Here is a 13,696-nt window from a genome sequence, read left to right as displayed (position 1 = left end):
ATACATCTGGGGGGTACTAGACTTGAAAAAAGTAAGAAAAGCAATTATTCCAGCTGCGGGACTGGGGACAAGGTTTTTACCGGTAACAAAGGCAATGCCTAAAGAAATGTTACCAATTGTTGATAAACCAACAATTCAATACATAGTAGAAGAAGCGATAGAATCAGGAATTGAAGATATTATTATTGTTACTGGAAAAGGTAAACGTGCTATTGAAGATCATTTTGATCATTCCTTTGAATTAGAGCAAAGCTTACTAGAAAAAGGGAAGCATGAGATGCTAGAAAAAGTACAAGCTTCCTCAAAAATTAATATTCATTACATAAGACAGAAAGAACCAAAAGGTCTAGGGCATGCAGTATGGTGTGCACGTAAGTTTATTGGAAATGAACCATTTGCAGTATTGCTTGGTGATGATATTGTACAAGCAGAAACGCCATGTTTGCGCCAATTAATGGATCAATACGAAGGTACACAGTCATCAGTTATTGGTGTACAAACAGTACCTGAAAATGAAACACATCGTTACGGTATTATCGATCCAGTGGAACAAAACAATCGTCGTTATCAAGTACGTCAATTTGTTGAAAAACCAACTCAAGGAACTGCGCCATCAAATTTAGCAATTATGGGACGTTACGTATTAACACCAGAAATCTTTATGCTCCTTGAAGATCAACAAACAGGTGCTGGTGGGGAAATTCAGTTGACAGATGCAATCCAACGATTAAATGAAATTCAACGGGTATTTGCATATGATTTTGAAGGAAAGCGTTATGATGTTGGTGAGAAATTGGGGTTTATTAAGACGACAATTGAGGTGGCATTACAGCATAAGGAATTAAAAAAGCAATTAATAAAATATATGAATGATTTAGTACATAAAGAAATCAATGAATAAGATTACAAGGGAGAGGGAATATGAAGACTGGTGAAAATATAGCGAGAGAATATCAAGTTACATCAGATGATCAAATCGTTCAAGTTGAAAATAGACAATCCAAGTTATATTTAGGGAGTAAGTACATATTAGATGTTATATTCGCTTTACTAGGCTTGATTATATTGGCACCTGTTATGTTGATATTTAGTTTACTAATTATTTTAGAATCTCCAGGGTCCCCTTTCTATTTGCAGGAAAGGTTGGGTATAAATGGGAAGAGATTTAATGTTATTAAATTGCGTTCTATGAGAAATGATGCAGAAAAAAATGGTGCAAAATGGGCAGAGAAGAATGACCCACGTATTACAAAGATAGGATTATTTATTCGTAAGACGAGGATTGATGAGCTACCGCAATTATTTAATATTTTAAAAGGTGAAATGTCTCTTGTAGGACCAAGGCCGGAAAGACCTATGTTTACTGAGAAATTTGAGCGTGAAATTCCAGGTTTTAAAAAGAGACTAGAGGTAAAACCAGGACTGACAGGATGGGCGCAAGTAAATGGTGGTTATGAAATTACACCGAGAGAAAAGTTGAGGCTAGATATATATTATATTAACAACTCCAGTTTATTGTTGGATTTTAAAATTATATTAAAGACTATTAAGGTAGTATGCACAGGTGACGGAGCTAGATAATGTATCTTATAAATACAGGATGGTATTAGTATGAACTTACAATTAATTCTTAAAAATGCTTCATTTTTATTTGTAGGAAATGTGATGGTACGAATGTTAACCGCCATTTCAGCAATTGTTATAGCTAGATATCTTGGGGCAGAACAATATGGTATTTTAAGTATTGCATTAGTATTTTCCACTTTTGCAAGTTCAATGACAGATCTAGGATTAACTCATACATTTATTAGGGAGGGTACCAAAGCTAATAAAGATATATCTAAACTTTTAAATAGCTATTTGGTAACAAGATTATTCATTTGTATATTCTCCTCTGTAATTGTATTTATTCTAGTGAATTTTATGTATAGTCAGAAAGAAATGAAACAAGTAATTTTCTTGATGGTAATCCCTACAATATTTGGTGCAGCACTACAAAATGTAGGAGCGGTATATTATCAAATTATCGAAAAAATGAAATATACTGCAATTATTCGAATCATGGCAGGCTTAATTTCTGTAATAGGTCTTCTTATTGGAGTTTATTTTGGATATAGTCTTTTAATGGTAGCTTTCACTTATGGGTTATGTAGTATTTTAGGGGGTATTATAAGTATCTCTTTTGTCATTAATAAAATTAAATTGCATAAAGGATTAGATAATTCTATTTTAAATGGGTTAAGTGCTTTTACGTTAACTGCTTTTTTAACGATACTTATGCCTTTAATGGGACCTATTGCTTTAGAAAAGGTATCTAGTTTAGAACAGGTTGGCTATTTTAACGCTGCATTACGTATCCCCTCTGTTCTATATCAAATTCCAGGTATTGTAGCAGCAGCTTTTTATCCAGTTTTGTTTAAGCTTATTGATAGAAGTGAGCTAAAAAAACATGGAGAGGTAATAGTTATCGAAATTAAGTTAATGACTTTATTGTCTTTAATTATGGTTCTACCCATAATACTATTTCCAGAAGAAATTTCAGTTTTCCTGTTAGGGAAAAACTGGATAGGAATTGCCGAAACTCTTTCTATTTTATCTATTATTGTTTTTATTCAATCAATTAACTTTCCTTTAGCGGATAGTTTAACAACTAAAGGTTTGCAAAAATATAGATCTATTGCATTATTAATTAGTTTTGGGACAGGTATTTTTGCGTACTCGTATTTTGGAAAGTTATACGGTAGTTTAGGAGCAGCAATCACAGCTGTTTTAATAGAGATTGTACTATTACTGGGTTTAATAATTTTTAATAAGCAGGGAATATTTACCGTGTTTAGGGGTAGTTCTAAAAGTTTATTAAGTTTAATTTTTTTGTATGTCATAAATAAATTATTTTTAGGAAATATTAATATATTTATCTCATTAGTAATAAGTTATCTCATTGTTTTAATTGTTATTCTATCAGAAAAAGATTTAATAAAAAATATGATTCAAAAAAAGAAATCTATTATGTAGAGGAGGCTATAAATGTCTGTTCCTGAGATATCTATAATAATTCCCACTTATAATGTAGAAGAATATATAGAGGAAGCATTAAATTCAGTACTTAATCAGAGTTTTAAGCAATTAGAGGTTATAGTAATTGATGATGGATCACGGGATAAAACAGTTGAAATCATTCAATCTTTACAAGATGAGCGGATAAAGCTATATGAAAATGGGTCTAACCAAGGTCCGGCTTATTCGAGAAACTTTGGGATTTCTAAAGCAAAAGGTAATTGGATAGCCTTTTTAGATGGAGATGACTGGTGGGATCAAGAAAGAATAAAAGAGTTGCTTAATTTTGCTAGAATCAAAGAAGCTGACATGATATTTGATGATATTTTCCTAATATATGATGGGCATGTAAGTCCGTATGCAACACAATGTCAAAATTACAAAGAAAAACTTGAATCTAGCCTTAATATTACCCCGGAGTTATTAGTAGAGTTAGATTTAGGAATGCAACCGATAATAAAAAGAAATCTATTGGAGAAAAAAAATATAAGATTTAATGATCAATTGATATTTGGGGAAGATTATGTTTTTTATCTTGAGGTACTATGCGAGTCTAATAAATGTTATTTTTATAATAAACCGTTATATTTTTATAGGCAGAGGGGAGATTCTCTTACAAGACAAAAGACAAAGAGAATCCAACAGTTAATACAAGCAAATAGGGAACTATTAAAGCATGAAAAATTTCAAGTTAATAAAAAGCTAATTAATCAATTGCAGGGTAGGATGGTAAGACTCTCAAATCTAAATTTATATTATAGCTTCATTGAAAAAATAAAAGAAAAAGATATTAAGGGTATAGTGAAAAATATATATTTAAATCCTAAGGTGATTTTAATATTAATAAGCCGTTTACCAAAGGTCTTAAAATACAGATTAGGGAAATTTATTAAAAGTAGAGGTTAAAATATGAAAGACAAAAGTTTTGTACTTCAAAAGATGGATAGTAAGAATTCTTATGTTTATAACTCTATTTTCATAATGTTAATTTCACTATTCATTTTATATGTGCCGGTAGTAAATAGCATGCAACCATTAATAAAAGCACCATATAGTTATTATGTTAATTTTTTAATTATTTTTGTGCTGTGGGTATTTAATTTTTTAAATAGTAAAAGTGCTAATTTTACTAAAGAATATTTGCAATCAATGGGCTGTTTATATGTCTTAGGTCTTTACTGTGCTATTTCAAGTTTTTGGAGTGAAATACAATTTGAAACTTTATGGAGAACATTTATAATTTTTGGTCCTATTTTCGCAATGGCATACATTGTTAATGTAGATCGAATGATTGAAAAAACATTGATTGCTAGTTATAAAATTCAAATGTTAGTAGGTTTATTTTTAGCTACCTTAATGATATTTATTAAAATTTTTGGATTAATGATGTGGTTTAATGACGAATATTCACTAAATTATATTACCTTAGGTCCTATAAGAATAGAACAGGCAGTATATTATTCAGGAGCGACACTGAGATTTTCATCTATTACAGGAAATCCTAACATATTATCATACATACTATTAATATCATTAGCGACTACTCTGATTTTGTTTTTAAGACAGTCAATAAAAACTTTCTATTTTATAATATCATTTTTAATTCAATGTTATGCCTTGTTTTTAACATATTCAAGGACAGGGATATTGGCATTTGGAATCTTCTTATTTCTGTTCTTTTGGTTAAATAATAGTAGGGGAATGAACCGTTTAAGAAAAAATATTTGGAAAATAATGAGAATATCTTTGATTCTAAGTGTTTTTGCAGGGGGAATAATAGTCCTTTTATTACAGGGAAGTAACCAGCGATTAAGCTTAGATTTGGCAGGAAGAGGAAAAGCATGGGATTTATTAGCCGATGTTATTTCAAACCATTTCTTTTTGGGGATAGGATTCAATTCTAGTCAAGAGTTTTTAAGAGAAATGAATGTTGGAGTAAATCATGCGCATAGTCTATATTTAGGTATTACAGCTGAGATAGGGGTTATCGGTTTAGGATTATTTCTATTTTTTGTCTGTTGTACATTAGGGATTTTAATTCAACAGTTTCAAAAATACAAGAACAACTTAGAGTATAAAAATCAGTGGCTCATGTATTCTGGAAATATTGCAATAATAGTGGCTATTTTATTCCATCAGGGTACAGAATTCTCTTTATTAAGAAATAATTATCTGAACTTTTTATGGTTTTTCTTTATATTTACTACAATAAAGTTAGGTAGTGATTTAATTAAAAGAGAGAACGGAGGAGATCCTATTGCAAAAAACTTTAGTAATAGGGGTTAAAGTAGAGAACATAGAAAAAGAAATGTCTGGTCCACAAAAGGTGTTCAATAGTATTGTTAATGATATAGATAATGAGGATATAATTGTTTTAGGAAGGGATATAAGAGCATGTATAAAAGGGATATTTTCCAGAGATATAAGTAATTTGCATATATTTGGTTTTACACGATCAAATGCATTGTTAGTTATAATAGGGAAAATATTCAGAAAGAATATTCTTTATACCGCAAATGGCCTAGTATCGCGGGAAAATTTGCACTTCTCTAATCTGAGAATTTCTTGTAAAATGGCGGAATTTATTACTTTGAAGCTTGCAGATAGTATTATATGCGTGTCAGAAGGGTTAAAGGAAATGATTATAAGTGATTATAAAATACCAAAAAAGAAATTGAAAGTTATTCCAAATGGCGTTTCCGAAAAATTTCTGACTATAAAGCCAGACAAAAATATATTTAACGAACTTCTTCCTTTAGAAAAAGGAAAAAAGATTATATTTACTGCTTGCGGAACTTTTAAGTACAAAGGAATTGAACAATTAGTTAAAGTTGTGAATGATATAAAAAGGGATGATTTTATCTTAGTAATCGCTGGGCCAAAGGGAAATGTTCATGACAAGGTAATGAATATGATGGATCCTAAAAAGGTTATATATATAGGTAATTTAAATCAAAGTGAATTGATAAGTGCTTATTATTATTCAAATCTTTATATCCAAAATAGCTTATATGAAACTTTTGGCTTAGCGCCATTAGAGGCATTAGCTGTTGGTACACCAGTTGTAGTAAGTAAAGATGTTCAGATGAATTATTTGCTTAAAAATACAAGATTAGAACACTTTATTATAAATAATGATGAGGAACTGTCTGAAAGGATTAATTTAATATTAGATAATCCTAATGTTAAAGAGGATTTAAGTATCAGTGCTAAGAAAATAGCTCAAAATAATACTTGGCAGGATATACGTCAGCAATATAAAGAATTATGGAGCGTTATTAATTAAGTGATAAAAGTATGGTGAAAAAATTGGGCAATGAATATCTAGTTAATGTTATAGTACCCACATTAGGAAATAGAATTGAGTATATTAAACGCTTATTTAATAGTTTAGAAGAGCAAACTATTAATAATATTAAAGTTATTATTGTGTCTCAAGAAAATCATGATAGAATTAGCAGTTTATTAATGAAATACAATTTTAATTACCATCATGTTATATTAAGCAAAAAAGGGTTATCTCATGCAAGAAATAAAGGTTTAGAATATGTGGATAATGGTATTGTTACGTTCTCAGATGATGACTGCTGGTATCCTAAAAACGCATTTGAAACGGTTGTTGAAGGATTTAAATATAGGGATATCGACGCGCTAAGTTTTCAGATATTTGACCCCGAAATTCAACAATATTATAAAGAATATCCACAAGCTTCTATAGAAAAATTAGGTATTCGCGGGGTTTTAAAAATTTCATCAATAGAGTTCTTTATTAATTTAAATAAAATTGATATTGGAGATTTGAAGTTTGATGAGAGATTTGGTCTTGGGGCAAAATATCCATCTGGGGAAGAAAATATCTTGCTCGCAGATTTATTGAAACAGAAATATAGTATATCTTATGTTAATCAAATTATTGTTTTTCATAAAAAGAAAACATCAGAAAATAAACTAATTGATTCTAATACTTTTACAGGAAAAGGACCATTATTTAAAAGGATGAGAGGAACTATTCCAGCTATATGTATGCTAACAATTTTCTTTGTAAAAAAATTTCATTTAACTGAAAAACCAATTCGCTCATTCATCAAAAGTTTTAAAGAGCTGTTAAAATTTTGATGAAAATATCAAAGAAGATCTGAAGGAGTAGTATTGAAATGGAAATAAATCTAAGTGAGATTGAAATAGGGAATCAATCACTTGTGTCAATTATTACCCCATCATATAATGCAAGTTCTTTTATTAAAGAAACAATCCAATCTGTCCAATCTCAAACTTATACAAATTGGGAAATGATTATTATAGATGATGTTTCAAAAGATAATACTTGTGAATTAATAAAAGAAGAGATTAAGAAAGATAATCGTATACGATTAATTGAATTGCAGGAAAATTGTGGAGCAGCAATAGCGAGAAATACTGGCATTAATAATGCAAAAGGAAAGTATGTAGCTTTCCTAGATAGTGATGACTTATGGCTACCGGAAAAACTAGAAAAGCAATTAGAATTTATGCAGAATAATGATATAGCTTTTTCATTTACGAGTTATCAAATTATGAATCAAGATGGTATTCTCACTGATAAGGTAGTGCATGTTCCAGGGAAAATTAATTATAATGAATTATTAAAAAATACGATAATCGGCTGTTTAACAGTTATGTTAGATATTGAGAAGTTGGGTAAAGTACAAATGCCAAATATTAGAACACGTCAAGATACTGCAACATGGCTGAAAATATTAAGACAAGGTCATTATGCTTATGGCTTAGATGAAGTTTTATCTAATTATAGAAAAGTTGAAAACTCTATTTCTAGTAAAAAATTCAAAATGGCTAAAATGAATTGGAAATTATATAGAGAAATTGAGGGATTAAGTATCCTGAAATCTGCATGGTGTTTTATAAATTATGCTCTAAATGGAGTAGTAAAACATTTTGTTAAATAAGCAAAAAAAAGCCTTTTTCTTCAAAGGGCTTTTTTTATTGTTAATAATTAAGGAGGATATAAGATGAATATTGCTATTTTTGGTACAGGTTATGTGGGACTAGTGACAGGGGTTTGTTTATCGGATATTGGGCATCGCGTGACTTGTATTGATATTGATGAAAATAAAGTTGCAAGAATGAAAAAAGGTATTTCACCAATATATGAACCAGGTTTAGATGATTTAATGAGTAAAAATATTAAAGAAAATAGATTGTTATTTACAACAGATTGTCGTCAAGGGATTGAAGAAGCAGATGTTATTTATATAGCAGTAGGTACACCGCAGCAAGCAGATGGTTCAGCTAATTTACAATATATTGAGCAAGCCGCTTTGGATATTGCTAATAATCTTGAAAAAGATTCGATTGTAGTAATTAAAAGTACAGTTCCAGTTGGCACAAATGATCATGTGAAAAATTTAATTCAGAAAAACTTAAAAGCAGATGTGAAAATTAGCATGGTATCAAATCCTGAATTTTTAAGAGAGGGTTCTGCAATTCACGATAGTTTCTATGGAGATCGTATTGTTATTGGAACTGATGATGTTAAAACTGCTGATATTATGGAAGAAGTGAATAAACCTTTTAATGTTCCTGTTTTTAAAACAACAATTAGAAGTTCAGAAATGATTAAATATGCAGCAAATGCTTTCTTGGCTACAAAAATTAGCTTTATTAATGAAATTGCTAATATTTGTGAAAAGTTAGGTGCGGATGTAGAGCATGTAGCAAATGGAATGGGATTAGATAAAAGGATTGGTACACAATTTTTAAAAGCGGGTATTGGATATGGGGGTTCTTGTTTCCCTAAAGATACACATGCCCTAATACAAATTGCTGGTAATGTTGAGCATGATTTTGACCTGTTAAAATCAGTTATTACAGTAAATAATAATCAACAGGCATCACTGGTTGGAAAAATAAAAAATGTATTAGGCGATATGGAAGGAAAACAAGTGGCTATGCTTGGTTTAGCTTTTAAACCAAATACTGATGATATGAGAGAAGCGGCATCTATTGTTATTGCAAATGATTTAGTAAAGATGGGTGCGAAGGTCGTAGCATATGATCCAATTGCTACTGAAAACGCAAAGAGAATATTGCCTAATGAAGTTCAATATGTATATTCTGTTGAAGAAGCAGTTAAAAATGCAGATGTAGCACTTATTGTAACTGAATGGGATGATATAAAGGAATTCCCTATAGAACAGTATATCGATTTGATGAAACAACCTATTATTTTTGATGGCCGTAATTGCCATGGTTTAGAATATGTGAAGAAATTTAATGTAGACTATTATTCGGTAGGAAGACCAGCTGTAGTTCGTGAAAAAGTTACTTTATAGTTATAAAATTATTTGCATAAATTAAGAAGTGGCTTTATTAACCTAGTTATTTTAAATTGTAGCTAGGTTAATTTTTATATGCCTATTATAGGTATATGTAGTAAGTAACTGGGAGGTTTGAGATTATGGAAATACTTGTAACAGGTGGAGCAGGATATATTGGTAGTCATACATGTGTAGAATTACTAAATAACGGTTACGAAATTATAGTAGTGGATAATCTTTCAAATAGCTCGGTAGAATCTATCAATCGAGTGAAAGAGATAACAGGAAAACAATTTAAGTTTTATAAAGAAGATGTTTTAAATCGTGAAGCACTTGATACGATTTTTGAAGAAAATATGATTGAAGCTGTCATTCACTTTGCGGGCTTTAAGGCTGTAGGAGAGTCAGTAGCGATTCCGTTAACATATTATCATAACAACATTACAAGTACATTAGTGCTATGTGAAGTAATGCAGAAGCATAATGTGAAGAAGATGATCTTCAGTTCATCTGCAACAGTATATGGTATTCCGGAAACGTCACCGATTACGGAGGAGTTTCCATTAAGTGCAACAAATCCATACGGTCAAACGAAATTAATGATTGAACAAATTATGCGAGATGTAGCATTTGCAGATACAGAATGGAGTATCGCATTACTACGCTACTTCAATCCATTTGGTGCACACAAAAGTGGACGTATTGGAGAAGACCCAAATGGAATTCCAAATAACTTAATGCCATATGTAACACAAGTAGCAGTAGGTAAATTAAAAGAATTAAGTGTATTTGGAAATGACTACCCAACGAAAGATGGAACGGGAGTCCGTGATTATATTCATGTTGTAGATTTAGCAAATGGTCACGTAAAGGCGCTTGAGAAAGTACTGAGTACAACAGGGGTAGATGCTTATAATCTGGGCACAGGTACGGGTTATAGTGTGCTAGAGATGGTTGGGACATTCGAAAAAGTTTCGGGAAAGAAAGTTCCTTATAAAATCACAGATCGTCGCCCGGGTGATGTGGCAGTATGCTTTGCTGATGCATCGAAAGCAAAGCGTGAATTAGGCTGGGAGGCAACACGTGGGTTAGAAGACATGTGTGCAGATTCTTGGAGATGGCAGTCTGAAAATAAGAATGGATATCAAAAAATTAGTAAATAAGGAATTGGTTATAGGGTGCTAAAACTTTCATTAAATTATCAATATAATTTGGCTTAAAAATCGAATTACATGTATAATGTATTTTATATTTTATAGTCATAATAATTTGATAGCGGTACCTGAGGAAAGAAGGTTAAAAGCATGAAAAAGAAAATCTTATTTTGGATATTAGGAATTATAGGAGTACTAATTATAGGTGGTGGAGTATATGCCTATAATGTATATTCAAAAGTCTCAAAAACATTAGAAGAGGTTCATAAACCATTAAAGCGTGACGAAGGTAATAAGCAAGAAGAAAAAATTAATAAATCTGAACCAGTTTCAATTTTATTATTAGGTGCTGATGAACGCGGTAGTGATAAAGGACGTTCAGATTCTTTAATGGTTATTACATTAAACCCTAAAAATAATTCAATGAAAACAGTAAGTATCCCTCGTGATACATATACAGAAATCGTTGGAAAAGGGAAAAGTGATAAAATTAACCATGCGTATGCATTCGGTGGTGTAGACATGTCTGTAGCGACAGTGGAAAAATTCTTGAACGTTCCTATTAACTATTATATTGAAGTGAACATGGAAGGCTTTAAAGATATAGTCGACGCAGTAGGCGGTGTAGATGTTAATAATGATTTAGAGTTTTCTTTAGAAGGAAAGCATTTCCAAAAAGGGAATATCCATTTAACAGGTGACCAAGCCTTAGCATATACACGTATGCGTAAAGAAGACCCACGCGGTGACTTTGGTCGTCAAATGCGTCAACGTCAAGTAATGCAGGCTGTTATTAAGAAAGGCGCAACCTTCTCTTCTTTAACAAGTTACGGTGATGTGTTAACAGCAATCCAAAAGAACGTGAAAACAAACTTAACGCAAGATCAAATGTTTGATATGCAAAAGAACTATAAAGATTGTTTGAAAAATAGTGAGGATATCCAAATCCCAGGTGACGGTCACAAAGCCGCTGATGGTATTTGGTACTACTACGTTCCAGATGCAGCGAAACAAGATATTACGAATAAGTTAAGAACGCATCTTGAAGTGACTAAGTAATATGTAATAACCCAACTCCTTTGGTAGGATTTGGGTTTATTTTTGCGTGAATTTATATTAGTATTATATGTTGTGAGAATAATAGATGAGGTGAATCGATGAATAAGAAAGCAGTACTTGTCCTAGTTATTTTTGTATTGTTTGTCGCTTCGGTTGTGAGTGGTAAATTATACTGGAATAAGAAGATTGCGAATGCGACGGGACAGACGAGTGAAGTAACGAAAACGAAGTCTGAAGTGAAAGATAGCGGAGCGAAGAAATCAGAGAAGAAACAAGATGCGAAGTCATCTTTTAATGAAGCATATGCGAAGAATTTACCAGATGAAGTGAAAGAGAAGCTAAAGAAAGCTGCTGAAGATAAAAAGGCAGTAAACCTTGTTATTGTTGGTGATGAAGCTTCTTCATCTGCAAAAGATGCTTGGGCAGCTAAGTTAACGGCTAACCTAGATGCTTCTTATGGTAAAGGTTTATGGAATGTGACGGTAAAAGAATATAAGGGTGAAAGTACAGACGAGTTGATTGCGAATAAACGTGATAAAGAGATTGCGAAAGAAAAGCCAGATGTGATTCTATTCGAACCACCGTTTATTACTGACAATGGTAAAACTGGTAATGGAAACTCTGTAGCAAGTACGCAAAAATTTGTACAAGCACTTTCTACTAGCGCAAAGGGTGCTACAATTATGATTCAACCACCAAACCCAGTGTATGGTGCGAAGAATTATCCAAAAGCAATTGAGGCGTTAAAGCAATTTGCGACGCAAAATGGTTATACATATGTGGATCATTGGGGAGCATGGCCTGATGCATCAACGAAAGCTATCTTGCCGTACTTAACAGAAGAGTTCGGTTTCCCAAGTGCTAAAGGTCACGAAGTTTGGGCACAATATGTAACGGATTATTTCGTTGCTAAGTAATAAAGGTACACAAAAGGTATACGAGCAATCGTATACCTTTTATAATAAGAGAGTGAATAAGAAATCCTAATATATAGTAGGAGGAAGACAATGAGTTCAATCCTAATTTGCGGCGGAGCTGGATACATCGGTTCGCACGCTGTGAAAAGGTTAGTAGACGAAGGGTTATCTGTAGTAGTAGTAGATAACTTACAAACGGGTCATGAGGATGCAATTACGGAAGGTGCGAAGTTTTATAATGGCGACCTTCGTGATAAAGCATTTTTAAGAGATGTGTTTACACAAGAAAATATTGAGGCGGTTATGCACTTTGCAGCTGATTCTTTAGTTGGAGTTAGTATGGAGAAGCCTTTGCAATATTATAATAATAACGTGTATGGTGCACTTTGTTTATTAGAGGTAATGGATGAGTTTAAGGTAGATAAGTTTATTTTCTCTTCTACTGCGGCGACGTATGGTGAGGTAGATGTAGACCTTATTACTGAGGAAACGATGACAAATCCAACGAATACGTATGGAGAAACGAAGTTAGCAATCGAGAAGATGCTTCATTGGTATAGCCAAGCTTCTAATTTACGTTATAAGATTTTCAGATACTTTAACGTGGCGGGTGCAACTCCAAATGGTATTATTGGGGAAGATCACCGTCCAGAGACGCATTTAATTCCTCTTGTATTGCAAGTGGCGTTAGGTCAACGTGAGAAGATTATGATGTTTGGTGATGACTATCATACACCAGATGGTACTTGTATCCGTGATTATATTCATGTTGAAGATTTAGTCGCGGCTCACTTCTTAGGTCTTAAAGACTTGCAGAACGGCGGAGAGAGTGATTTCTATAACTTAGGAAATGGTAATGGTTTCAGTGTAAAAGAAATCGTTGATGCAGTTCGTGAAGTTACAAATCATGAAATTCCTGCTGAAGTAGCGCCGCGTCGTGCGGGAGATCCAGCACGTTTAGTTGCTTCTTCTCAGAAAGCAAAAGAGAAGTTAGGTTGGGATCCACAGTATGTAAATGTGAAGACAATCATTGAGCATGCTTGGAATTGGCATCAGAAGAAACCTAATGGGTATGATAAGTAAGATTAATAAGTGAAGGAGAGGGTATTGTCGTTCAACATATGTTCGACAATACCCTCTCTTTTTTTATAAGATTTTTGCTATACTAAACTGTACTTATAATACAGGGTGGAAG

At 32.3% G+C, this 13,696-nt stretch carries 13 protein-coding genes; all 13 read left to right on the top strand.

Features of this window, described 5'->3' with window-relative positions; all coding sequences use genetic code 11:
• The first annotated feature begins 22 nt into the window (after positions 1–22).
• The 13 genes from galU (at position 23) to galE (MR070_RS16140) (ending at position 13,584) form a co-directional block, all read left to right on the top strand.
• Positions 23–901, top strand: coding sequence for a UTP--glucose-1-phosphate uridylyltransferase GalU (galU, locus tag MR070_RS16200; protein WP_242261631.1), 879 nt, complete (start codon positions 23–25; stop codon positions 899–901).
• A 20-nt stretch (positions 902–921) separates the two neighbouring features.
• Complete coding sequence (locus MR070_RS16195) at positions 922–1,581, top strand: sugar transferase (protein WP_242261630.1); 660 nt, start codon at positions 922–924, stop codon at positions 1,579–1,581.
• Positions 1,582–1,611: 30 nt separating this feature from the next.
• The gene (locus tag MR070_RS16190) at positions 1,612–3,015 is read left to right on the top strand and encodes an oligosaccharide flippase family protein (protein WP_242261629.1); all 1,404 of its coding nucleotides are present in this window, start codon (positions 1,612–1,614) and stop codon (positions 3,013–3,015) included.
• Positions 3,016–3,027: 12 nt separating this feature from the next.
• Positions 3,028–3,963 carry a glycosyltransferase family 2 protein gene (locus MR070_RS16185; RefSeq protein WP_242261628.1) on the top strand — a complete coding sequence of 312 codons (936 nt, stop codon included), beginning with the start codon at positions 3,028–3,030 and terminating at the stop codon, positions 3,961–3,963.
• Between the two features lie 3 nt (positions 3,964–3,966).
• Entirely contained in the window at positions 3,967–5,343 is a 1,377-nt protein-coding gene (locus MR070_RS16180) for an O-antigen ligase family protein (RefSeq protein WP_242261627.1), read from the top strand.
• On the top strand, positions 5,315–6,343 hold the full coding sequence (locus MR070_RS16175) for a glycosyltransferase family 4 protein (RefSeq protein ID WP_242261626.1): 1,029 nt from the start codon (positions 5,315–5,317) through the stop codon (positions 6,341–6,343). The genes MR070_RS16180 and MR070_RS16175 overlap by 29 nt, the downstream gene beginning before the upstream one ends.
• A gap of 11 nt (positions 6,344–6,354) precedes the next feature.
• The gene (locus MR070_RS16170; protein ID WP_242261625.1) at positions 6,355–7,173 is read left to right on the top strand and encodes a glycosyltransferase family A protein; all 819 of its coding nucleotides are present in this window, start codon (positions 6,355–6,357) and stop codon (positions 7,171–7,173) included.
• Between the two features lie 38 nt (positions 7,174–7,211).
• Positions 7,212–8,000, top strand: coding sequence for a glycosyltransferase family 2 protein (locus tag MR070_RS16165; RefSeq protein WP_242261624.1), 789 nt, complete (start codon positions 7,212–7,214; stop codon positions 7,998–8,000).
• A gap of 63 nt (positions 8,001–8,063) precedes the next feature.
• The gene (locus MR070_RS16160; RefSeq protein ID WP_242261623.1) at positions 8,064–9,386 is read left to right on the top strand and encodes a UDP-glucose dehydrogenase family protein; all 1,323 of its coding nucleotides are present in this window, start codon (positions 8,064–8,066) and stop codon (positions 9,384–9,386) included.
• Between the two features lie 125 nt (positions 9,387–9,511).
• A complete protein-coding gene (gene galE, locus MR070_RS16155) occupies positions 9,512–10,534 on the top strand; it encodes a UDP-glucose 4-epimerase GalE (RefSeq protein ID WP_242261622.1) in 1,023 nt (340 codons plus the stop codon).
• A 141-nt stretch (positions 10,535–10,675) separates the two neighbouring features.
• Positions 10,676–11,584 carry a polyisoprenyl-teichoic acid--peptidoglycan teichoic acid transferase TagU gene (tagU, locus tag MR070_RS16150; protein ID WP_242261621.1) on the top strand — a complete coding sequence of 303 codons (909 nt, stop codon included), beginning with the start codon at positions 10,676–10,678 and terminating at the stop codon, positions 11,582–11,584.
• Positions 11,585–11,682: 98 nt separating this feature from the next.
• The gene (locus MR070_RS16145; RefSeq protein ID WP_242261620.1) at positions 11,683–12,501 is read left to right on the top strand and encodes an SGNH/GDSL hydrolase family protein; all 819 of its coding nucleotides are present in this window, start codon (positions 11,683–11,685) and stop codon (positions 12,499–12,501) included.
• A 90-nt stretch (positions 12,502–12,591) separates the two neighbouring features.
• Positions 12,592–13,584: a UDP-glucose 4-epimerase GalE gene (galE, locus tag MR070_RS16140; RefSeq protein WP_242261619.1), complete on the top strand. Its 993-nt coding sequence runs from the start codon at positions 12,592–12,594 to the stop codon at positions 13,582–13,584.
• The last annotated feature ends 112 nt before the right edge of the window (positions 13,585–13,696 follow it).

It is taken from the genome of Bacillus cereus group sp. BfR-BA-01453 (assembly GCF_022662915.1).
Classification (GTDB): domain Bacteria; phylum Bacillota; class Bacilli; order Bacillales; family Bacillaceae_G; genus Bacillus_A; species Bacillus_A paranthracis.
Note: the sequence above shows the minus strand (reverse complement) of the source record. Positions and strands in the feature narration are given on the sequence as shown.

Coding starts and splice junctions, on each gene's coding strand:
- MR070_RS16195 (WP_242261630.1), top strand. CDS start 922: ATGAAGACTGGTGAAAATATAGCGAGAGAATATCAAGTTACATCAGAT.
- MR070_RS16190 (WP_242261629.1), top strand. CDS start 1,612: ATGAACTTACAATTAATTCTTAAAAATGCTTCATTTTTATTTGTAGGA.
- MR070_RS16185 (WP_242261628.1), top strand. CDS start 3,028: ATGTCTGTTCCTGAGATATCTATAATAATTCCCACTTATAATGTAGAA.
- MR070_RS16180 (WP_242261627.1), top strand. CDS start 3,967: ATGAAAGACAAAAGTTTTGTACTTCAAAAGATGGATAGTAAGAATTCT.
- MR070_RS16170 (WP_242261625.1), top strand. CDS start 6,355: ATGGTGAAAAAATTGGGCAATGAATATCTAGTTAATGTTATAGTACCC.
- MR070_RS16165 (WP_242261624.1), top strand. CDS start 7,212: ATGGAAATAAATCTAAGTGAGATTGAAATAGGGAATCAATCACTTGTG.
- MR070_RS16160 (WP_242261623.1), top strand. CDS start 8,064: ATGAATATTGCTATTTTTGGTACAGGTTATGTGGGACTAGTGACAGGG.
- galE (WP_242261622.1), top strand. CDS start 9,512: ATGGAAATACTTGTAACAGGTGGAGCAGGATATATTGGTAGTCATACA.
- tagU (WP_242261621.1), top strand. CDS start 10,676: ATGAAAAAGAAAATCTTATTTTGGATATTAGGAATTATAGGAGTACTA.
- MR070_RS16145 (WP_242261620.1), top strand. CDS start 11,683: ATGAATAAGAAAGCAGTACTTGTCCTAGTTATTTTTGTATTGTTTGTC.
- galE (WP_242261619.1), top strand. CDS start 12,592: ATGAGTTCAATCCTAATTTGCGGCGGAGCTGGATACATCGGTTCGCAC.